The sequence below is a fragment of the Nocardia sp. NBC_00511 genome, from assembly GCF_045161165.1.
Taxonomy (GTDB): Bacteria; Actinomycetota; Actinomycetes; order Mycobacteriales; family Mycobacteriaceae; genus Nocardia.
Map to the genome: position 1 here is coordinate 7,035,949 of NZ_CP107849.1, position 23,197 is coordinate 7,059,145.

Genomic DNA, 23,197 nt, shown 5'->3' on the forward strand with positions numbered 1-23,197 from the left:
ACTCGCGAATGATTTCCGCGCGTAGACACTGCCCATCGCTCCTGCTAGCCCTGGTGGTCTGGGTCGGCGCGGGCACCGCGGTGGCCACCGCACCGGCCGCCGGCGCGGACCCCGCATCGACCGCGCACATCACCGACATCGTGCCGATGAGCGACACCCTGTCGCGGGTGTACGTGGACACGCCGGAGATGGGTTCGGTGCAGGTCCTGGTGTCCACCCCGCGCGACCGCGACGCATCCCGGCCGACGCTGTACATGCTCGACGGCGGCCGGGCCTACGGTGACGGCAGCTGGCTGCGACAGGGACGCGCGATGAACGTCATCGAGGGCAAACCCGTGAACGTGGTCTTCACCCTCGGCGGCGCGGGCAGCTACTTCACCGACTGGGAGCGCACCGATCCCGGTCTCGGCGTGAACAAGTGGGAAACCTTCCTGACCCGGGAACTGCCACCGCTCATCGACGCGGCCTTCGAGGGCAACGGCATCGATGCGATCGCCGGCGTCTCGATGGGCGCGCAGGGCGCGATGATGCTGGCCGAACGCGCCCCCCGGCTCTACCGCGGCGTCGCGGCCTACAGCGGCTGCTACACCTCCACCGGCGTCGAGGGCCAAGCGCAGATGCGTGGCGTGGTGACCGGCCTCGGCGGCGACCCCGGCAATATGTTCGGCGGCCCGGCCGATCCCGCCTGGGCCGACCACGACGTGCTCGCGCACGCGGATGCCCTGCGGGGCAAGGACATCTACGTCTCGGTCGGCAACGGAGTGCTCAGCGACTACGAGGCCGCGGAGTCCGCACGCATCGGCGAGGTGCTCGCCCTGGGCGTGCCGATCGAACTGGCCGCACATCAGTGCACGGTGCAGTTCGCCGATCGACTGGGGGAACTGGGGATCCCCGCGACCACGAACTTCCGCAGCCACGGCACCCACATCTGGGCGTACTGGGCCGATGATTTCGCCGATTCCTGGCCGGTGCTGGCCCGAGCACTGCGCCTATGAGTGGGATATATCTCGAAAAACACTGATAAGAAATGGATTTCACCTTGCCGACAAACAGCAGCGACACCACGCCGACGGTGACCTCCGTACCGGTGATGACCTTCGACGCCACCGCCCGCGAGCGCTTCCACGCCGCGTACTTCCGGCACAAATATCCCGTCGTGGTGAAAGGGGCCATCGACGCCTGGCCCGCCAGGCAATGGGACCTCGACTATCTGACCCGGCAGACCGGGGAACGCGTCGTGCGGGTGCGGCACAGCGCCAGCGAGCGTTTCGTCTCACCCGCCGAGGCCGCGACCACGAAGCTGATGCCCTTCGCCGAGGCCGCCGCCCTGATCGACTCGCCCGCGGGCGCCGGGCACTACGTCCTGCAGCAGTCCCTGCGCCGCACCTTCCCCGGACTGCTCGGGGACATCGGCGAACTATCGCTGCTCAACTCCCTGCAGTTCGTGCTGCAAAGCAACTTCTGGCTGGGTGCGACCGGCTGCAAGACGCACCTGCACTACGACCTCAGTGACAACTTCCTGATCCAGATACGCGGCGTCAAGAAGCTGTTCCTCTATCCGGATTTTCTCGGCTACGGCCTATATCCGGACCGTCACGGCCCGATGCCGTTCTGCTCTCGGCTGGACGTATTCGGTGGCGTCGATACCGCACAGTTCCCGCTGTACCCGGAAGTGAACGGGGCACGTCACGAGGTCACGCTGCACCCCGGCGATCTGCTCTACATTCCGCGACGCTGGTGGCATGCGGTGGAGACGGTGGAAACAGCCGTCTCCCTGAACTTCTGGTGGAACTCGGTGGACTCACTGTCTGAGACCAGGGAATTGGCTTCCGCGATCGGTACCCAGGGCTGGTGGGGACTGCGCTACCAGGCAACCGAGTTGGCGAAGCGCGCCCGACTCGGGAAGACGCCGGGGCAATAGTGTTCACGGGGGATTCGTTCGGGCGCAAGCTGATTCCGGTCGACGAGACATCGTGTTTGAATCGCGATAAGGTCTTCGGGCGGTTGCGGCTGCGACGGGACGGTTGAAATCGGCCACCCATTTGGGTGACCTTGCCAATCGCTCCGAGCGTCGAATAGTCTCCAGCGAGCACCAGTGCAAAACGGGAGCCATGGCCGCAATTCGTTCACAGCGGAGCGTCGGGATTCGTTGTGAACATTGATCGCAGTGATCGCCATGGCTAATCGCCGTGCACGCACGCGCGATCGACAACTTAAGACATCGCAGCAGCGCAGCGCTGTGGTAGAGAAGGAGCAGTATCCATGCGTTTCGGCAGGTCCGCCGTGCCGGGAGTGTCTTCGCGACGCCGTGCGCAAAGCGGTTGGCGCACACGACTCGTCGCCGCCACCGCCACCGCGGTGGCACTCTCCGTCCCGACCGCCTCCCTGGCCGTCCCGTCCATCGCCTCGGCCGCTCCGGCGTTCGGTCCGATGCATCGCGGCGCCCCGGGTAGCTTCGAAGAGTTGATGGTGCCCAGCACGATGGGCCCGATCAAAGTCCAGGTGCAGTGGGCCAAGAACGGTGGCAGCTCCGCCGTCTACATGCTCGACGGCATGCGCGCCCAGGATGATCACAGCGCGTGGGCCAATGCCGACGAGGGCGACGCCCCCGGCATCTTCGCCAACGACGACGTGAACGTCATCATGCCCGTCGGCGGCCAGTCCAGCTTCTACGCGGACTGGGTGTCACCGTCCAACACCAACGGTCAGAAGTACACCTACCGGTGGGAGTCGTTCCTCACCAAGGAGCTTCCCGACTTCCTTGCCGGATACGGTGTTTCACGCACCAACGTCGCCATCGCGGGGCTGTCGATGGGTGGCTCGGCCGCGCTCATGCTGGCCGCTTACCACCGCGACATGTTCAAGCAGGCCACCTCGATGTCGGGCTACCTGAACCTGTCCGCGCCGGGCATGCGTGAGGCCATCCGCCTCGCGATGCTGAGCGCAGGCCGTTTCAACGTGGATTCCATGGCCGCGCCGTGGAGCCCGGCCTGGTTGCGCATGGACCCGTTCGTGTTCGCGCCGCAGCTGAAGAACCTGCCGATGTACATCTCGGCGGGCAACGGTGTCCCCGGTCGCTACGACGGCATCGGTTCCGCCGCTGATGTTTTCAACACCGGCAACGCCATCGCACTCGAGGCGCTGTCGATGGTGAACACCCGCGCGTTCCAGGCGCGTCTGGGCCAGCTCAACGTTCCGGCCCAGTTCGACTTCGCCGGAACCGGCACCCACAAGTGGGGCTACTGGCACGACGAGCTGGTCAAGGCCCGGCCGCAGATGCTCAGCGCGCTCGGTCTCGCCTGACCGATAAGCACTGCCCGCCATAGCGGAAACGAATGAACCGGCCACCCTACGGGGTGGCCGGTTCTTTTATGGCTCCCCATGATTCACCGCGACGCGGTAGAAAACTACTGTGACAGCTGTGGCAGTTGGTAGATGGGGGAGACGCGGTCGCACGGCGCTGGCCGTGTTCGCGGTGGCCACGACAGCAGTGCTGGTGGGCGGAACCGCGGTGGCCGATCCGGGGGCGGCGCCGCCGACCGGCCCACCGGTGGCTCCGACGGATAAGCCGGCGATCCGAAATGTGGTGTGGCTCAGCGATAGACGGGTCGCCCTGTGGGTGGACTCACCCGCCATGGGCACTCGAATACAGGTCCAGTTGTTGCTGGCCAGAGACTGGAATGTCAAGCCGGACGCCAGATTCCCGGTGCTCATGATGCTCGACGGGCTGCGCGCCACCGAGGATCAGAGCGGATGGACGAAAGACGCGGGGGCGCAGGACTTCTACGCCGACAAGAACATCACAGTGGTGTTGCCGGTGGGCGGGGCCGCGAGCTTCTACGCCGACTGGAAGAAGCCGGACAGCGGCAAGAACTACCGCTGGGAAACCTTCCTCACCAAGGAATTACCGCCCCTGCTCGACAAGGACTGGCGCACCACCAACGTGCGCGGCCTGACCGGAGTGTCGATGGGCGGCAGCGCGGCCATGATGCTGGCCGGTCGCAATCCCGGATTCGCGCGCTACGCCGCCTCCTTCTCCGGACTGCTCACCCTCACCACTCTCGGTATGCCGCAGGCGATCGCGTACGCCATGCGCGAAGCGGGGGGCTACAACGCCGACGCCATGTTCGGCCCGCCCACCGATGGCGAGTGGGCCGCCCACGATCCGTACGAGCTGGCCGAGAAGCTCAAGGGCCTGAGTGTCTACGTGTCCAGCGGCAGCGGCCTGGCGGGCGTCTACGACATTCCGTCCGGTATTCCCGGCGTGAGCACCAACTGGCAGGGTATGGCGCTGGAAGTGCTGTCGCGCTTCACAACCCAGCAATTCGTGGCCAAGCTGAACAAACTCAGCATTCCGGTGCAGGTGAACTACCGGCCCTCGGGTACCCACTCGTGGCCCTACTGGGATTTCGAGATGCGGCAGGCCTGGCCGCAGGCGGCATCGGCGCTCGGTGTCGAAGCCGCGAAACCGGACTGCGCCTCGGCGGGCGCGATTCTGCCTGTGTCCCTGGCGAAGACGTGGCTGGGCGAGTGCCTGACCGGAGAGTACGCACTGGCCGGTGGTGTGGCGCAGGACTTCCGGAGCGGTCGGGTGCTGTGGTCCGCGGGTAGCGGGGCGCATGCGGTGGGCGGCATGATCGGCGGCGCGTACGAGGGCGCGGCAGGACCCGCCGGAGCTCTCGGCTTTCCCACCTCCGACGAAACACCCATTTCAGGCGGAGTGCAGCAGGGATTTCAACACGGCACCATCGTCTTCCACGACGGCAAGGCCGAGATACACGCCACCTGAACGGGATACCCGCCAGTTACCTCCGGAACGGCTGTAGAGTCCTGCGTTGTCCGTGACGCCCGTCACGTCGGTGTGGTTCCCCCCTGCGGTTCAGGAGATCGATCTCATGGCAGTACAGGGCGCTTCGTCATGCCCGCAAGTCGGCTCGATTCACACATCCATCCCGGCCCGCGCGCGCCGCGGCTGGCGGCGCGCGCTCGCGGTCGCCGCGGCTGTCATCGCACTGCCCACGCTCGCGGCCCCGGCTCTGGCGATGCCCGTCCATCCGCCACATCGCGCCCTGCAGGGCGGATTCGAAGAGCTGATGGTCCCGTCCAGCATGGGACCGGTCAAAGTCCAAGTGCAGTGGGCCGCGCACGGCGGCGACGGGGCCCTCTACCTGCTCGACGGGCTGCGTGCCCGTGAGGACTTCAATGCCTGGACGTTCGAGACCAACGCCCTGCAGCAGTTCGCCAACGACAACATCACCCTGGTGATGCCGGTCGGCGGCCAGTCCAGCTTCTACACCGACTGGCGCGTGCCCTCGAACACCAACGGGCAGAAGACCACCTACCGGTGGGAGACCTTCCTGACCGAGGAACTGCCCGCCTTCCTGGAGGGCTACGGCGTCTCCCGAACCAAGAACGCGATCGCGGGGCTTTCCATGGGTGGGTCGGCGGCCCTGGCGCTGGCCGCCTATCACCGCGATCAGTTCAAGCACGCCTCCTCGTTCTCCGGGTACCTCAATATCTCCGCACCCGGCATGCGGGAGGCCATCCGGATCGCCATGCTCAGCGCCGGCCGCTTCAACGTGGATTCGATGGCTTGGCCGTGGAGTCCCGCCTGGCTGCGCATGGACCCGTTCGTTTTCGCGCCGCAACTGCGCAACCTGCCCATGTACATCTCCGCGTCCGCGGGCGTGCTCGGCGCGCACGACAATCCGGATTCCCCGATCGGGATGTTCAACACCGTCAATGCCGTTGCCCTGGAAGCCCTCTCGATGGTCAACACGGTGTCGTTCATGGCCCGGATGAACCAGCTGGGCATCGGCGCGCACTTCAACCTGCCGGTCAACGGCACGCACTCCTGGGGGTACTGGCAGGACCAATTGGCGGCCGCGCGCCCCGACATCCTGGCCGCCCTGGGGGCCTGAGAAACGCTCGTCCGCACCCCCGTCTCAGCATGCGGACAGGAAACTGGTCGTTTGCTGTTGTTGTCTGATTTCCGTGTGTCATACCCGGAGTAGGCGGTCGGCGGGGGTACAACACTTGTGTGGCTGGAGTTGTCAGTGGGACCAAACGCAGGCGGATGCGCTGGATGGCATTCGCCGCAGCGGCGGTATTACCGCTGGCAGCGAGCATTTCTTCGGGAGCGGGTGGCGCCGTGGCCGCCCCCGACTCGGCCCCCGCCGCCACCGTTCAGAAGATCACCTGGCTGACCGACCGCCGGGTGGCCATGTGGGTGAACTCGCCGTCTTCCGGCTCGCCCATCCAGGTACAGCTGTTGCTGCCGCGTGACTGGAACACCAAGCCGGACGCCAGGTTCCCGGTGCTGTTCATGCTCGACGGCCTGCGCGCCACCGACGACGAGAGCGGCTGGACCAAGGATGCGGGCGCGGCCGGCTTCTACGCGGACAAGAACGCCCTGGTGGTGCTGCCCATCGGCGGCCAGTCCAGCTTCTACACCGACTGGCTCGAGAACGACAACGGGCACAACTACAAGTGGGAAACCTTCCTGGTCAAGGAACTTCCGCCACTGCTGGAATCGCAGTGGCGGGCCACCGAGGTGCGGGGCGTGGAGGGCCTGTCGATGGGCGGCACCGCGGCCATGATGCTGGCCGCTCGCAATCCCGGCTGGGTTCGCCAGGCTGCCTCCTACTCGGGCTTCCTCAACCTCACCACCCTCGGCATGCCGCAGATGGTGGATTTCGCCGTGCACAACGCCGGCGGCTTCGACGCCAAGTCCATGTTCGGGCCGCCCAGCAGCCCGGCCTGGAAGGAACACGATCCCTACGAACTGGCCGACAAGCTCAAGGGCATCGCGCTCTACGTGTCCAGCGGCAGCGGGACCGCCGGCAGCACCGATCCGCTCTCGGACGTCCCGGGCATCTCCAGCAACTATGCGGGCATGGGCCTCGAGGTGCTGTCCCGGCTGAGCTCGCAGAACTTCGTGGCCAAGCTCAACAAGCTGAACATTCCGGTCTCGGTGAGCTACCGGCCCTCGGGCACCCACTCGTGGCCGTACTGGGACTTCGAGATGCGGCAGTCCTGGGCGCAGGCCGCGACCGCGCTGGGCGTGGACGCCAGCCTCACCGACTGCCGGGTCGGCGGCGCGATCGCGGGAATCGTGGGCGGCAACAGCTGGCTCGGCAATTGTCTCGGCGGGGAGTATCAGCAGGCGGGCGGCGGTGTCGCGCAGGACTTCACGGGCGGCCGGGTGCTCTACTCACCGGCCACCGGCGCCCAGCCGATCGCGGGCGCGATCGGCGGCAGCTACGCCGGATTGGGCAGCGCGGCAAGCGGTTTGGGCTACCCGGTCAGCGTCGAACGCGCGCTGCCGGACAATCGCGGGCGCTGGCAGAGCTTCGAGCACGGCGCGGTCTACTGGACTCCGCAGACCGGCGCGAACGCGCTGCGCGGAGCCATCTTCGACGAATGGTCCAAGCAGGGCTTCGAACGCGGCCCCGCCGGATACCCCACCGGTCAGGAAGCCCGCACCCCCACCCGTGACGGCGCGGTGCAGGCCTTCGAGAACGGGCCCATGTACTACAGCGCCAAGACCGGCACCCACCTGGTGCAGGGTCTGATCCTGGCCAAGTACGGGCAGCTCGGATTCGAGAACAGCCCTTACGGATTCCCGGTCGCGGGTGAAGCGGGCGTCAAGGATCTGGGTCGGCTGTCCCGCTTCGAAGGCGGCAATATCTACTGGAGTCCGCTGTCGGGAACCTGGGGCGTCCGCAACGGCCCGATCATGGACGCCTGGGGCGCAACGGGATTCGAGAACGGTCCGCTCGGCTTCCCGCTCTCGGACGAGAGCCCGATCCCCGGTGGCACCCAGCAGACCTTCCAGGGCGGCGTCATGACGATCCGCGACGGCAAGGCCCAGGCCGCGACCCTCGACGGCAGGCCCATCCCGATCCCCGTCATCGAAGCGCCCCGGCCCGACCCGCAGCAGGCAGCCGCCCAGCCGCAGCCCGCGGCGGCACCGGCGGCGCAGCCGATCATCCCGCTACCGGCGCTCCCGATCCCCGGGTTCCCGCAGCCCGGCGCACCGCAACCGGCCGCCGCACCGCAACCTGTCGCACCCCAGCCCACGGTCACGCAAACCCCCGCTCCCGCACCGGAATCGGCTCCTGTTCCCGCACCGGAATCAACGGTCGCTCCCCAGCCCACACCCGATCCGCAACCTGCCGACCCGCCTCAGCCGCCGCCTATACCGGCCCTGGGTCCGGAGGTTCGACCGAATTGATGGAATGTTCCAACACTTCCTCCCATAGCAACTCCCTACTGTTTGCGGCGCGTCTCGTTCTGGACTGAGTGGAGCGGGGGAGCGAAGCGGCGGAGCGGAGGGAGGGAAGAACGAGACTCAGGCGCCGCAAACCCGGCCCCGGAGCGAAGCGGAGGGGCCAAAAGGTACTGAGAAGACGATGAGGTTCGTGTGTGACTCGGCGACGAAGGTTCGGGTTGCGGCTAGCCTGGGGGCGACCTTGCCCTTGGACAGATATGGAAACGATTAGATGCACGGGACCCGTGGAAAGGTATTCGGCGTAGTGGCCGCACTCGCCGCCACCGGACTGCTCGCCGCCTGCGGTAGCAACGATTCGACCGCGAAGAGCACGCCCACACTGACCACGACGAAAGCCGCCGCCGCTACCTCCACCACCGCGGCTCCGGACGCCACGAGCACCGATACGCCCGCGCCGCAGGGCGGGGACGCGGGCGCGCCGAGCGTCACCTCCAGTCAGGAGCGGCCGGCGCCGGTGCCGAGCCAGTTCCTCGCGCCGCCGAGCGGTTCGCCCGCGCTCAGCGACAAGGACAAGGCGTTCCTCGATGATCTGAAGAAGGCCGGGCTCACCCCGGGTTCCTCGGATATCGCGCTGACCGCGGCCAATCTGGTCTGCCAGGGTAAGTCGGAGAACGCGCCGCAGGATCAGATCATCACCTACGTGACCGCGATCGCCGGTTCCGATCCGTCCTTCGATCCGTCCAAGATGTCGGTCGAGCAGGCGGGCAAGATCTACTACGACGTCGCCTCGAAGAGTTACTGCACCAAGTGACGACACGACGCCGGATGGGAGCGGGACGTCGGCGGCGGCCGGCGGGCTGCCTGCTGCTCGCGTTGGCCGCGATCGCGCTGGTGGTGATCCTGGCCCTGCTGCTGTGGTACCTGCTGGCTGGTCGGCTGCGCCTGCCGGGACCGAAGCCGCCCGGTCCGACCCGGCCCAGTTCGCAACCGGCCTCGTGCCCGGATGTGCTGATGCTGTCGGCGCCGGGCACCTGGGAGTCCAACAGCAACGACGACCCCTACAACCCGACCGCCAATCCGGCGTCGCTGATGCTCAATATCTCCAACCCGCTGCGCGAGAAGTTCCCCAACGAGCGCGTCGAGGTCTACACCGTTCCCTATGTCGCGCAGTTCTCGAACCCGGTCGCGATCCCGCCGGACGGGCAGACCTCCTACAACGACAGCCGCTCGGAGGGCACCAAGCGCGCCACCGAGAAGCTGGCCGCGACCGCCAACCAATGTCCGCTCACCTCTTATGTTTTGGTGGGCTTCTCGCAGGGCGCGGTGATCGTCGGTGACATCGCCGCGCAGATCGGCGCGGGCAAGGGTCCGGTGCCGCAGGATCTGGTGCTGGGCGTGACCACCATCGCCGACGGCCGTCGCGACACCGGTGATCCGGGCGAGGCCGCGGAGATCGGCCCGACCCCGCCCGGGGTGGGCGCGGAGGTGGCGCTCAAGGGCCTCAACGTTCCGGGCATCACCATGACCGGTCCGCGCGGCGGCTTCGGCGCGCTGGCCGGGCGCACCTTCACCATCTGCGCGCCGGGCGATCTGATCTGCGATGCGCCGAAGCAGGCGCTCAGTCCCCTGAACATCCTGGGCAGCGTCAACACCCTGGTGCGGGCGGCGGGCAATCCGGTGCACAGCCTCTACAACGGCTACAAGGTGGACGACAACGGGACCACCGCCACCGAGTGGACCGTCAACTGGGCTTCCGGTCTCATCGACAACGCTCCACACCCCGCGCACTCCTAGTCCCGGGCACCCGCGCGCCGGTCGGAGACCGTGAGCGGGTGCTCGGTTTTCATTGGCCGACAAGCGCTTTTGTGACCCACACCGACCGACCCCCCAGTTTGGGGGTCACCCGGTAAAGTGCTCCGGGATTGCGACACTGCCGAGACCCGGTGGGTGCGGCAACTCACATCCATGTCCTTGTTGTGTCCTACGTGAGGTCATACCCACCCATTTGGAGGCATTCCCCCCGGTGATCTGATAGCACAGAGGTGTGAGCTGGGAGATGTTCGACTGCACCGAAGCATGGTCGAACTGCCTCTCTGTAACATGTCTCTGGCTCGAGAACATCTAGCCAATAGACGGTCACCGCGCAGACCGCAACACAATTCTGCAGGCCGGCTCTTCTGGAGCCACCGCGGGCGAACACAGTCGAGGCCTCACAGGTACAGCGGCATTGCTGCCGTCTCATGCCGCGTGTGCCTCGGAGGAGAAGAAGGAATGGACGAGACTTTCGACGATTACCTCGACGAGACGGGGAACATCACGATTCCCGAGGGACGCACCCTCGTCGACTACGTCGAGACGCACACCGCCGGTAACGACGCAGATGATCTGGCGTACCGCTACATCGACTACTCACGCGAGCGCGACGGTGAGTATCAGGACCTGACATGGAGTCAGTTCGGCACCCGGCTGCGCGCGGTGGCCGCCCGACTGCAGCAGGTGACCAAGCGCGGCGACCGAGTCGCGATCCTGGCCCCACAGGGACTCGATTACGTCATCTCCTTCTTCGCCGCCATCTACGCGGGCACCATCTCGGTGCCGCTGTTCGACCCGGACGAGCCCGGGCACAGCGACCGCCTGCACGCGGTCCTCGGCGACTGCACGCCCTCGGCGATCCTCACCGCGAGCTCTTCGGCGGCTGGTGTCCGGCAGTTCTTCCGGTCGCTGCCCGCTGCCCAGCGTCCGCGCATCATCGCGGTGGACGCGATTCCCGACAGCGTCGGCGAATCCTGGATCCGCCCGGACATCGCGGTCGACGACATCGCCTACCTGCAGTACACCTCAGGTTCCACCCGGGTGCCCGCGGGCGTCGAGATCACCCACCGCGCCGTCGGCACCAACGTGCTGCAGATGGTGAACGCGCTGGATCTGAACTGGAATTCGCGCGGCGTCACCTGGCTGCCGCTCTACCACGACATGGGTCTGCTGACGGTGATCCTGCCCGCCGTGGGCGGCAAGTACATCACCATCATGTCGCCCGCCTCGTTCGTGCGTCGTCCGGCACGCTGGATCAACGAGCTGGCCGCGGTCTCCGACGGCGCCGGAACGTTCGCCGCCGCACCGAATTTCGCGTTCGAGCATGCCGCCGTGCGCGGTCTGCCCAAGCCCGGTGAGGCGCTGGACCTGTCCAACGTGCTCGGCCTGATCAACGGCTCCGAGCCGGTGACGGTCACCTCGATGAAGAGGTTCAACGAGGCGTTCGCGCCGTACGGCCTGCCCAAGACCGCCATCAAGCCCTGCTACGGCATGGCCGAGGCCACCCTGTTCGTGTCGGCCACCCGGCACGAGGACGAGGCCAAGGTCATCTACGTCGACCGCTACGAGCTCAATGCCGGTCGCGTGGTCAAGGTCGAGCAGGGCACCGACAACGCCATCGCCCAGGTTTCCTGCGGCTATGTCGCGCTGTCGCAGTGGGCCACCATCGTGGACCCGGAGACGGTCGAGGATCCGGCGGGGGCTCGTGAGCTCAACGACGGTCAGGTCGGCGAGATCTGGTTGCACGGCAACAACATCGGCATCGGTTACTGGGGTCGCGCCGAGGAAACTCAGAGCACCTTCCGCAACCGGCTCACCAACCGGCTCGAGTCCGGCAGCCACGCGCAGGAGGTCCCGGCCGACGGAAACTGGCTGCGCACCGGCGATTACGGCGTCTACGTGGACGGCGAGCTCTACATCACCGGTCGCGTCAAGGACCTGGTGATCGTGGACGGCCGCAACCACTACCCGCAGGATCTGGAGTTCTCCGCGGAGGAGTCGTCCAAGGCGCTGCGTCCGGGCTTCCTCGCGGCCTTCGCGGTCCCGGCCAACCAGCTGCCCGCCGATGTCTTTGCCCAGGACAGCCATTCGGGTCTGAGCTACGACGCCGACGACGCCAGCGAGCAGCTGGTCATCGTCGCCGAGCGTGGCCCGGGCGCCGGAAAGGCCGACCCGCTGCCGATCGCGGACGCGGTCCGCGCGGCGATCTCCTCCCGGCACGGCGTCACCGCGCGTGACATTCTGCTGGTGCCCGCGGGTTCCATCCCGCGTACCTCCAGCGGCAAGATCGCCCGGCGTGCCTGCAAGGCCGCGTATCTGGAAGGAACTCTGCGTGGTGGTTACACGCAGCAGAACTTCCCCGATGCACCAGTCGAGGAGTGAGACGACCGTCTCACGGTGAATGGCGCGAGCTGGTTCGGCTCGCGCCATTCGTGCATGCAGCAACTGAGTGCAACGGCGAGATTCTCGACAATTTTGCCGCCCACCGGACGCAGACAGGTAGCTTGAGGAACTGATGGCTGAGAACGAGGGCACGTCCCCCACCCAGACGACCGAGAACCTTGCTGGTGGCGCCGACGGCACGACCACCGCGAAACCCGCGACCCCCGACATATCGGTCGCGGAACTGCGGGAATGGTTGCGCCGCTGGGTCGCGGACGCGACCGGTCAGCCGATCGAGAACATCACCGTGGACCGGCCGATGGAGGAATTCGGGCTGGCCTCGCGGGACGCCTTGGCGCTCGGCGGCGATATCGAGGAGCTGACGGGGGTCCTGCTCAACGCGACCGTCGTGTACCAGCATCCGACGATCGGTTCGCTCGCGGAGCGAATCATCAACGGGGAACCCGATCTTCCGGCCGAGTCGGCCGACGACTCGTTCTACACCGCGGGCTTCCAGCCGAACGAGGCGCACGACATTGCCATCGTCGGCCTGTCGACCCGTCTGCCCGGTGCGGGCACTACGCCCGAATCCACTTGGGAATTCCTGATCAATCGCGGTGACGCGATCCGAGAACTACCCGAGGGCCGCTGGGCCGAGTTCCTCTCCGATCCACAGATCGCGGCGCAGGTCGAGCAGGCCAACACCATGGGTGGCTACCTCGATCAGGACGTCGTCAAGGACTTCGACGCCGAATTCTTCGCCCACTCTCCGGTCGAGGTCGAGCGCATGGATCCGCAGCAGCGGCTCATGCTCGAACTGACCTGGGAAGCCTTGGAGCACGCGCGAATTCCCGCGAACGAGCTCAAGGGCAAGCAGGTCGGGTTCTTCGTCGGCACCTCGACCAACGACTTCACCTACATCGCCATGCAGGCGCTGGGCGGTCCGCGCGATCCGAATCTGCCGATCTCGGCGGAGGGCTACCTGCTCACCGGTGCGTCCTCGGCGATCATCGCCAACCGCGTCTCCTACTTCTACGACTTCCGCGGCCCGTCCGTGGCCGTCGACACCGCGTGCTCCTCCACCCTGGTGGCGGTGCACGAGGCGGTGCGCGCGCTGCGTGCCGGTGACGCCGATGTCGCGCTCGCCGGTGGCGTGAACCTGATCCTGGCCCCGGCCACGACTCTGGGCTTCGAGATCAACGGCGTCTTCGCGAAGAACGGTCGCCTCAAGCCGTTCTCGTCCGATTCCGATGGTTTCATCCGCTCGGAGGGCGCGGGCCTGATCGTGGTCAAGCGTCTCGCCGATGCCGAGCGTGACGGCGACAAGATCTACGGCGTCATCAAGGGTTCCGCGGTCAACAGCGACGGCCGCTCCAACGGCATGCTGGCGCCGAACCCCGATGCGCAGGCCGACGTGTTGCGCCGGGCCTACCGGGATGCCGGAATCGCCCCGTCCACCGTCGATTACGTCGAAGCGCACGGCACCGGCACCCTGCTGGGCGACCCGCTCGAGGCGGATGCGCTCGGCCGCGTGGTCGGTCGTGGCCGCGATGCCGACAAGCCCGCGCTGCTGGGCTCGGTGAAATCCAACTTCGGTCACATCGAGTCGGGCGCGGGTGCCGCCAGCCTCGCGAAGGTGATCATGGCGTTGGAGCACAACGTCATTCCGCCGACCATCAACTACGCCGGTCCCAACCCGCTCATCCCGTGGGATCAGACGCACCTCAAGGTTGTCGATCAGCCGACCGAGTTCCCGCGCTACTCCGGCACCGCCACCATCGGCGTCTCCGGGTTCGGTTTCGGTGGCACCAACGCCCACGTGGTCATCCAGGAATACAAGCCCGCCGCCCCCGCACTCGAACCTGCCTCGATCGCGGACGCGCGCGCCGACCTCGATGACGAGACCACCGATGTGGTCGCCGAGGCCGAGGCGATCACCGAAGCCGTTGCCCCGGAACCGGAGTGGACCCGCGAGGAGCCGCTGCCGCTGATCCTCCCGGTCTCCGCCTACCTGCCGTCGCGTCGCAAGCGCGCCGCCAAGGATCTGGCCGACTGGCTGGAATCCGAAGCGGGACAGGCGACTCCGCTCGTGGATGTGGCCCGTTCGCTGGCCAAGCGCAACCACGGTCGTTCGCGCGGTGTGGTCGTCGCGACCACGCACGAGGAAGCGATCGCGGGTCTGCGCGCCATCGAGGAGGGCAAGCCGGGTACCGGCGTGTTCACCGCGGACTCCCCGGCGGCGCGCGGTGCGCTCTGGGTGATGGCCGGTTTCGGTGCGCAGCATCGCAAGATGGGCAAGAAGCTCTACCTGGAGAATTCGATCTTCCGCAAGGCCGTCGATCAGGTCGACGAGCTGGTGGTGGACGAGGCCGGGTACTCGGTGCGCGAGATGATCCTCGACGACGAGCAGGACTGGGACATCGGCACCGGCCAGGTCGGCACCTTCACCATTCAGGTGGGTCTGGCCTCGGTGTTGCGCGCGCACGGCGCGGAACCCGAAGGCGTGGTGGGTCATTCGCAGGGTGAGGTCGCGGGCGCGTACATCTCCGGCGGCCTGCCGCTGGAGGACGCGGTGCGGGTGATCTGCGCTCGGTCGCGGCTGATGGCCGAGGGCGAGGCCATGCTCACCGACGACCAGGTCCGCAATATGGCGCTGCTGGAGTACTCCGCCGAGGAGATCGCCAAGCTGCAGGAGACCGAGTTCCCCGATATCGAGGTGGCGATCTACGCCGCGCCCAACAACACCGTCATCGGCGGTGTCCCGGATCAGGTGCAGGCCATCGTGGCGCGCGCCGAGTCCGAGGGCAAGTTCGCGCGCGTGCTGCCGACCCGCGGTGCGGGCCACACCTCGCAGATGGACATGCTGCTGGGTGAATTGGCCGCGGAGCTGGCCGGTTTGGAGCCGACCAAGCTCAAGCGCGACCTGTACTCGACCGTGCACCAGGCCGCCGTCTACAAGGCGGGCAACCCGCCGGTGCACGACGTCGACTACTGGGTCATGAACATGCGCGGTTCGGTGTACTTCACCAACGCGATCCGTCAGGCCGTCGACGCCGGCATCACCACCTACCTGGAGCTCGCCCCGAACTCGGTGGCGCTCATGCAGGTGCTGGGAACGACTTTCGCGGCGGGCGTGCACAACGCGGCGCTCATCCCGACCCTCAAGCGCAAGGAGGACGAGGCGTCCAGCCTCATCTCCGCGCTGGCGCAGCTCTACGTGCAGGGCCACAAGGTGGACCTGCCCTCGCTGCTGCCCGATGGCGATTACGCGCCGGTGCCGCGCACCGCGTTCCTGCGTAAGCAGTACTGGCCCAAGGTGTCCGGCAGCTTCGGCGGTTCGGGCGACACCCGGGTGCCGGGCGCGCACGTGGCCCTGCCGGACGGCCGCCACGTCTGGGAGGTGCAGGCCGCGGCCGTCACCGATCTGGCCGCGCTGGTGCATGCCGCTGCCGCACAGGTGCTTTCGGACGTCACGGTGGGCGCGTCCATCGCGCACGCCGCGATCCCGACCGCGGGCACGCTGACCACGTCGCTCACCCCGCATCCGGGTGGCGCGTCGGTGTCGGTGCACGCCAAGGCGGGCAACGCCTTCCAGTCGCTGTTCGACGCGGTGGTCACCTCCGGTGCCCCGCTGCCGGAATCCGCTGTGGCAGCGCCGGTTGCGGTCGCTGCCACCGCTGCCGCCCCGCTCGCGGTGGTCGAGAATCCGGGTGATCGCTGGGATCCCAACGGCAGCCAGACCATCGAGGCGCGGCTGGCGATCATCGTCGCGGAGTCCATGGGCTACGCCGTCGAGGATCTCCCGATGGAGATCCCGCTGATGGAGCTGGGCCTGGATTCGCTGATGGCCATGCGCATCAAGAACCGCGTCGAGTACGAGTTCGACATCCCGCAGCTGCAATTGCAGGCGGTCCGGGACGCGAGCCTGCTCGAGGTCGGCAAGGTGTTGCGCTACGCCATCGAGCACCGTGATCAGCTCGAGGACATCGCCAAGCGGCAGGCCGCCGGTGAGGACATCGCCGTGGACGGCGACTTCATCTCCGCCGCGCGCGCCGCGCTGGCCGCCGGTCAGGATCCGGTCGCCGTGCTGCCGCAGCCGGAGGCGTCGACGGGCACCACCGCCCAGACCAAGGCCGACGAGCTGGACGCGGTGACCAGCGATGTGGTCGCCGAGGCCACCGAGATCGTGGAAGACGCCGCGGGCGAACAGGGTTCGGTCACCGAGGCCGATATCGAGTCGGCCCCGCCGGTCGCCGAGACCGACGCCGACAATGTCCCGCCGCGTAACGCGCCGGAGCGTCTGGTGTTCGCCACCTGGGCGTTGATCACCGGTAAGTCGGCGGGCGGCATCTTCAACACGCTGCCCGAGATCGACGCCGCGACCTTCGACAAGCTGGTCGCTCGGCTGTCGGAACGTGCCAAGGCGCAGATCGATCCGGAGCTGATCCGGCCGTGCACCACCATCGAGAAGATCTCGGATGTGGTTGCGGAGTACCAGGAGCACGGTGACGATGTCGAGGGCTTCGTGCGCACGCTGCGTGCGAAGGAAGCCGGATCGAATGCGGTGCCGGTCTTCGTGTTCCACCCGTCGGGCGGAAACACGCTGGTCTACGAGCCGCTGCTGAAGCGGGTTCCGGCCGGGACCCCGATGTACGGATTCGAGCGGGTCGACGGAACCATCGAAGAGCGTGCCCGGCAGTACATTCCGGAGATTCGCAAGCGTCAGCCCGAGGGCCCGTACGTGTTCTACGGCTGGTCGCTGGGTGCGGTCTTCGCGCTCACCGTCGCGCAGTTGATGCGTGCCGAGGGTGCGGACGTGCGACTGGTCGGTCTGATCGACTTGGCGATTCCGGTCGAGCCCGAGAACAACACTCCGGAGGAGCGCCTCGAGCGGATGCGCCGCTACCAGGCCTTCGCGCAGAAGACCTACGGCTTCAACGGAGAACTGGACGACGAGCAGCTCGAGGAGCTGGCTTCGGCGTCGGATGAAGAGCAGATCCAGATCATCCTCGAACTGGTGAAGTTCGCCGGTGCGAACATCCCCGGCGGCGTGCTCGAGCATCAGCGCACCTCGTTCATCGAGAACCGCGAACTGCAGAAGATCGAGCTGTCGAATTACGGTGGGCCGGTTGTCCTTTACCTGGCCGACCGCTACCACGACGGTCTGATCGAACTGGAGCCGCGCTTCGGTGACCGGCGTCCGAACGGTGGCTGGGACGAGCACCTGAGCGATCTGGAGATCATCCACGTGCCGGGCGATCACCTGCAGATCATCGACGAGCCGCGAATCGGCACCATCGGCGCCGACCTCACTCGTAAGCTTCAGGGGATCGACACAGCCGCGAAATAACGCCATAGCGAAACGGGTTCTGCGAAAGTAGGTTTCTGCCGAAAGGGGACTTGTGAGCACCACTGCCGGGAAACTCGCCGACCTGCGACTGAAGCTGGACGTCGCGAGGGAACCGGCAGGAGATGCGGGACTCGCCAAGCGGGCCAGGAAGGGTATTCCTTCGGCCCGCGACCGCATCTCGATGCTGCTCGATCCCGGTTCGTTCGTGGAAGTCGGTGCGCTGGTGCGCAATCCGGGTGACAAGACGGCCCTGTTCGGTGACGGTGTGGTCACCGGGCACGGCCTGGTCGAGGGTCGCCCGGTGGCGGTGTTCTCGCATGATCAGACCGTGTACGGCGGTTCGGTCGGTGAGATGTTCGGCCGCAAGGTCGCCGGCATCATGGAGTTCGCGGCCCGGATGGGTTGTCCGGTGGTGGGTATCAACGATTCCGGTGGCGCGCGCGTGCAGGAGGCGGTGACCTCGCTGGCCTGGTATGCCGAGCTGGGTCGTCGCCAGGAGCCGCTTTCCGGTCTGGTGCCGCAGATTTCGATGATCCTGGGCAGTTGCGCGGGTGGCGCGGTGTACGCGCCGATCAATACCGATGTGGTGGTGGCGACCGAGGCCGCCTACATGTTCGTGACCGGACCCAAGGTGATTCGCGAGGTCACCGGCGAGGATGTCAGCCTCGAGGAGCTCGGTGGCGCGAATTCCCAAGCGCAGTACGGCAATGTGCATCATGTCGCCAAGGACGAGGCGGCGGCGTTCGCGTGGGTGCGCGACTATCTGAGCTATCTGCCGTCGAGTTGCCAGGAGACCCCGCCGGTCGTGAATCCTGGTCTGGAACCGGACATTACGGAATCCGATCTGGAGTTGCGGGGCATCGTCCCCGATGCCGACAACGCCGGTTACGACATGCACGAGATCCTGCTGCGCATCTTCGACGACGGCGCGTTCCACGAGTTCGGTGAGGCCGCGGGCCGCAATGTGATCTGCGGTTTCGCGCGCGTCGACGGTCGCACCGTGGGTGTGGTCGCCAATCAGCCGATGGTCTACGCGGGTGCGCTGGACGCGCGCGCCTCCGACAAGGCCGCGCATTTCGTCCGGCTCTGCGACGCGTTCGAGATTCCGCTGGTGTTCGTGGTCGACACACCGGGCTTCCTGCCGGGTGTCGAGCAGGAGAAGATCGGTGTCATCAAGCGCGGCGGCCGTTTCATCTTCTCGTTCGTGGAGGCGACGGTCCCGAAGGTGACCGTGGTGATCCGCAAGTCCTACGGCGGCGGCTACGCGGTCATGGGTTCCAAGCAGTTGGGCGCGGACGTCAACCTGGCTTGGCCGACGGCCCGGATCGCGGTGATGGGCGCGGAGAGCGCGGTCTCGCTGATCGGCGCCAAGAGTCTGGACGCCGCTCCCGAGGAGCAGCGGGCCGCCATGCGTCAGCAGATGATCGAGTTCTACAACGCCACCATCGCGACGCCCTGGGTGGCGGCCGAGCGCGGCTATGTCGACGCCGTCGTGGACCCCTCCAGCACCCGCCTGGAGATCCGTCGCGCCCTGCGTCTGCTCCGGGACAAGAAGATCCCGCGCAACCCCCGCAAACACCACCTGCTGCCGCTCTGAGCGCTCTCACGACGGCTCGCCGATTGCGCTGAATCCATCGGGCGGCCGGGGCAGATGTGAGAGCCTTCAGCTATGAGTACCTCACCGATGGCGCTACTCGAAGGCGGGCCGGATGGCCTCACAACGCGGATCGTGCCGATCACCCCACCGGGCTTCGAGCTGCGGGTTGCCTTCGGGGAAGGGTATGAGCGGTTCAAGGTGACGCCACGGTGGGAGGAGACTCCGTCGGGGAGTCTGCCCGTGTACGAGTGGGTCGCCCACGTGGATCCGAAACGTTAGCTTCGCACCGGTATCGAGTGCATCGGCTCTGAAAAACACAGTGGCCGCCCGCGTGTCGCGGGCGGCCACCGATCTGGGTGTCTCCGAGGTCAGAACACCCGCATCCGGCCGGGGGTCCAGAATCCGGATCGGGTCACCTCATGGGTGTCGACCTGCGCGGGCGTCGGGAACTTCGAGGAGTCGTCCGCCTGCGAGTAGTAGGGCTCGTACTGTTCGAGTGAACCCCAGTCGCGCGCGTAGTTGTCCTTCAGATAGGTGGGGACGGTCTTGGACGCGGCGAGCATTTCCGCCCAGCCCAGTGGCCCACCGAATTCCTCGGCCTGCCAGGTGTTGGTGGAGCTGATGGCCAGTGGCCGGTCGGGCAGGATCCGGTACTTGGGGGCCGCGTCGACGACGCCGTTGCGGTGGTCGAACGGGTGCTGGCACGGGAACTGCAGGCCCACCGCCCAGTCCAGCAGGATCGGCTGGCTGGATCCCAGATAGCTGTTGAGCGACACCAGCTTCGGCACCCGCGGCGGGGTGAAGGCCAGCCACTGGTCGCCGATCAGGATCGGGTCGCGGGCGTAGATGCGCACGGTGTCGGCGTCGGCGGGCAGCGCCGAGCGCGGGATGCGCAGGTTGCGCCAGGACGGGGCCGGGCCGACGTCGAGCGGACGGTACTGGCCGAGTTCGGTGACGCTGCCGTCGGCGTTGCGATGCCCGTACTTGAGGAACAGGTCCTGGCCGTAGGTCATGTTGCCGGTGTCGTCGAAGGACATGATGCGGCCGGCCGCGGTGATCACGATCAGCGGCGAGTCGGCGGTGGCCGCGGGCAGTTCGTACCAGTTGGAGGTGAGTTCGGCGGGCTGCTGCACGCCGTCCTGGTAGCTGCCCATGACCGGGGTCTTGGCGGGGTCCAGGCCGAACGGCAGGGCCACGGTGGACCCGTTGACGCCCTCGGCGCCCTTGCCGCCGCCGGTGCCCGCGCTCTGGCCCTTCTCGAAGGCCGGGCCGACGGTCTGGGTGGAGGTGTTGCCGGTGCCCGGCTTCACCTCGACGCTGTCGGCGTCGAGCTTGTCGGCGACGCCGTTGGGGGAGAAGCCGACCGGGTTGGTCTCACCGGCGAGCGGGTCGCCGTTGACCGGCGGGTGGGCCGGATCGACGATCGGCGTCAGCGCACCGCTGTTGACATCGCCTTCCACCAGTACGTCATTGGCGAGGCCGCAGCTCTGTCCGCTCAGCGAGTCGAAGTTGGAGCGCGCCAGCGAGTACGCGGGGTACTGCGTGACCGCGCCCTTCACCAGCGAGAGCACCTCGAAGGCCACCATCAGCGCGGCGACCACGGTCAGCGGGACGGCCGCGAACTTGCGAATCCGCTTGCCGCGCTTGGTCGAACCGTCGGCGGGCGGTTTGGCGTAACCCTCGCGCAGTGACCGCCAGGCCACCACGGCCAGCGCCAGCCCGAAGAACACCAGCATCAGCGTGTTGGACTGGAAGCCGTGCAGGGACACGGTCTTGTCGAACCACGGCACGCCGTAGCTGGAGACGTACCAGTAGCCGTTGATGCCGGAGAACGCGACGGCGAGGGTGAACAGCAGCCCGGCCAGGAACACCGAGCGGTTCTTGCTGGAGCGCAACGCCGTTGCCGACACCGCGACCGCGGTCACCGCCGCCAGCGAGCCCGCGATGCCCGCGTAGGAACCGAAGTGGTGGGTCCACTTGGTCGGGTTGAACATCATGAAGAAGATGGTTCCGAACACCACGCCCATGAGCCGCCAGGTGGGTGCGCTCGCGATGCCGGGCACCTGCCGCCGCCGCAGCAGCACCAGCATGGTGGTGATCAGGCACAGGATCATCAGCAGGAACGCGAAGCGCCGCGCCAGCGACCCGTCGACGGTCTCGACGAACAGGTAGTAGTAGCGCAGGTAGTCCTCGTACCAGGCCAGGTTGGGCCCGGTGACCTGCCGGACCCGGTTGGCCTCCATGATTCCGGCGAAGGTCTGGTCCGCGAAAACCGTTCCCAGCACCAGGAATCCGGCCGCCGCGATGGGTGCCAGCAGCGCCAGATCACCGAACTGTTTGCGGCGGCGCACCACGATTCGCACCAGGGGCCGGATGCCCGCGAGCAGTGCGGCCACACACATCAGACCGGTGGGTGCGGCGGCGAGGGTGAACGCGGCCACCAGTACCGCGACCGCGGCGGGCAGCAATCGTGAAGTGGCGATGGCTCGTTCGATGGAGACCCAGGTCAGCAGTGCGCCGAGCGCGACGATCGGTTCCGAGCGCAGGCCGTTGTCGTAGGGCATCCAGAAGGCCAGGAACACCAGGCCGCCGGTCCACAGCGCCACCTTGGAGGTCGCGACCGCGTTGCCCAGCCGCGGCACCACCTCGCGGCTGATCACCAGCCAGCACAGGATTCCGCAGAGCAGCGCGGGAATTCGCACCCACGGGCTGGCGGTGGAGACCTCGGCGAAGGCCTGGATCACGTAGTAGTACCAGCCGAACGGGGCCTCGGGGACGCCGTACCAGCGGAAGTAGTTGGCCAGGTAGCCCGCGTGCGGGGCAGCCCGGACCATGGTGAGGATGTAGCCGTCGTCGGAAGTGTTGGCGCCCACGAAGTGCCAGACCAGCAGGGTGCCGATGATGCCGCCGTCCGCCCAGGTCGGCTTGAGCCAGTGCGCCGGCAGGATGCGCCGGTGTCCGCGCCCGTCGCTGGTGTCGAGCACCGCGAGCGCGCCCATGGCCAGCAGGGTCAACAGCACCGAGGCGATGATCGCGACCAGCTTGATCAGCGTCGGCGAGGAGGAGAAGCGGGAGTCGACGGTCATGTGGAACGAAAGACCGGACGGCACCGCGCCTTTCAGGTCGGTGAAGACGCCGACCACCTGCGGGCGCAGATCGCCCAGCAGCTGCCCCTCGACCGGCACGGTGACCAGTTCGCGGCCGCCGTCGGCGGTGGTCTTCTCGACGCTGTGGTTCAGGCCCTCGAACTTGGCGTAGGTCTTGCCGATATCCGAGGTGATGACGATCTGCGAGCACTCGGCCAGATCCGAGCGCGGCGCGGACGCCACCACCGCGTTGCGGTCCAGCACGTCGACGCTGTCGGCGGAGACGCGCACGAACATGGCCTCCAGGTCCGAGCCCTTGCCCTGCGGCGGCGCGGTTGCCAGCAGGATGCCACCGCGCGGATCCAGCTGCTGCACAGCCGAACAGGGGATGGCCACATTCAGGTCGACGGGCACCTGCGACATCAGTGGGGCCTGCACGCTGTCCAGTGACCCGCGCTGCGGCCAGCTCACCTCCGCCTGCGTCTGCTGCACCGGCAGGAACGGGGTCGCGATGGCGAACAGCGCGCCCAGCAGACCTGCCACGATCGCGATGAGCTTCGCGATGCGGAAGTCGCGCGATGTCGCCGGAGTGGTCGCCGGATTATTCGGCTTGGTCAGTACAGCGGAGGCGTCTGGCACGGTTGCTGATCGTACGTGCCCGCACTGAGAGTGGCGCTGTTCACTCCCACCCGTTCACACACATGCTCCCCCGCCTCCCCGAAACTTGGCGGGAGGCT

Annotated in this window: 12 protein-coding genes and 1 pseudogene; 12 read left to right on the forward strand and 1 reads right to left on the reverse strand. The window is 67.2% G+C overall.

Annotated features, from left to right (window positions below; genetic code table 11):
• Positions 1 to 53 precede the first annotated feature (53 nt).
• The 12 genes and pseudogenes from OG300_RS32705 (at position 54) to OG300_RS32760 (ending at position 19,653) form a co-directional block, all read left to right on the forward strand.
• Entirely contained in the window at positions 54 to 995 is a 942-nt protein-coding gene (locus tag OG300_RS32705) for an alpha/beta hydrolase (protein WP_405487686.1), read from the forward strand.
• Between the two features lie 32 nt (positions 996 to 1,027).
• A complete protein-coding gene (locus OG300_RS32710) occupies positions 1,028 to 1,921 on the forward strand; it encodes a cupin-like domain-containing protein (RefSeq protein WP_405487688.1) in 894 nt (297 codons plus the stop codon).
• A 341-nt stretch (positions 1,922 to 2,262) separates the two neighbouring features.
• Positions 2,263 to 3,303, forward strand: a complete 1,041-nt coding sequence (locus OG300_RS32715; protein WP_405487690.1) for an alpha/beta hydrolase — start codon at positions 2,263 to 2,265, stop codon at positions 3,301 to 3,303.
• Between the two features lie 118 nt (positions 3,304 to 3,421).
• Entirely contained in the window at positions 3,422 to 4,789 is a 1,368-nt protein-coding gene (locus tag OG300_RS32720) for an alpha/beta hydrolase-fold protein (RefSeq protein ID WP_405487692.1), read from the forward strand.
• A gap of 148 nt (positions 4,790 to 4,937) precedes the next feature.
• Positions 4,938 to 5,921, forward strand: a complete 984-nt coding sequence (locus OG300_RS32725) for an alpha/beta hydrolase (protein ID WP_405498768.1) — start codon at positions 4,938 to 4,940, stop codon at positions 5,919 to 5,921.
• A 155-nt stretch (positions 5,922 to 6,076) separates the two neighbouring features.
• Positions 6,077 to 7,873, forward strand: a pseudogene (locus OG300_RS32730) (alpha/beta hydrolase-fold protein); the annotation flags it as partial.
• A gap of 664 nt (positions 7,874 to 8,537) precedes the next feature.
• On the forward strand, positions 8,538 to 9,044 hold the full coding sequence (locus OG300_RS32735; RefSeq protein ID WP_405487694.1) for a DUF732 domain-containing protein: 507 nt from the start codon (positions 8,538 to 8,540) through the stop codon (positions 9,042 to 9,044).
• Between the two features lie 14 nt (positions 9,045 to 9,058).
• On the forward strand, positions 9,059 to 10,027 hold the full coding sequence (locus tag OG300_RS32740; RefSeq protein ID WP_405487696.1) for a cutinase family protein: 969 nt from the start codon (positions 9,059 to 9,061) through the stop codon (positions 10,025 to 10,027).
• Positions 10,028 to 10,504: 477 nt separating this feature from the next.
• Positions 10,505 to 12,427: a long-chain-fatty-acid--AMP ligase FadD32 gene (fadD32, locus tag OG300_RS32745; protein WP_405487698.1), complete on the forward strand. Its 1,923-nt coding sequence runs from the start codon at positions 10,505 to 10,507 to the stop codon at positions 12,425 to 12,427.
• Positions 12,428 to 12,560: 133 nt separating this feature from the next.
• Positions 12,561 to 17,777 (forward strand): polyketide synthase Pks13, encoded by a 5,217-nt coding sequence (gene pks13 / locus OG300_RS32750; protein WP_405487700.1) that lies wholly within the window; start codon positions 12,561 to 12,563, stop codon positions 17,775 to 17,777.
• 52 nt (positions 17,778 to 17,829) lie between these two features.
• On the forward strand, positions 17,830 to 19,374 hold the full coding sequence (locus OG300_RS32755) for an acyl-CoA carboxylase subunit beta (protein WP_405487702.1): 1,545 nt from the start codon (positions 17,830 to 17,832) through the stop codon (positions 19,372 to 19,374).
• A 72-nt stretch (positions 19,375 to 19,446) separates the two neighbouring features.
• Positions 19,447 to 19,653, forward strand: coding sequence for a DUF5988 family protein (locus tag OG300_RS32760; protein WP_405487704.1), 207 nt, complete (start codon positions 19,447 to 19,449; stop codon positions 19,651 to 19,653).
• Positions 19,654 to 19,742: 89 nt separating this feature from the next.
• Here OG300_RS32760 and OG300_RS32765 read toward each other — a convergent pair whose 3' ends face one another.
• Entirely contained in the window at positions 19,743 to 23,099 is a 3,357-nt protein-coding gene (locus OG300_RS32765; protein ID WP_405487706.1) for an arabinosyltransferase domain-containing protein, read from the reverse strand.
• Positions 23,100 to 23,197: the final 98 nt, after the last annotated feature.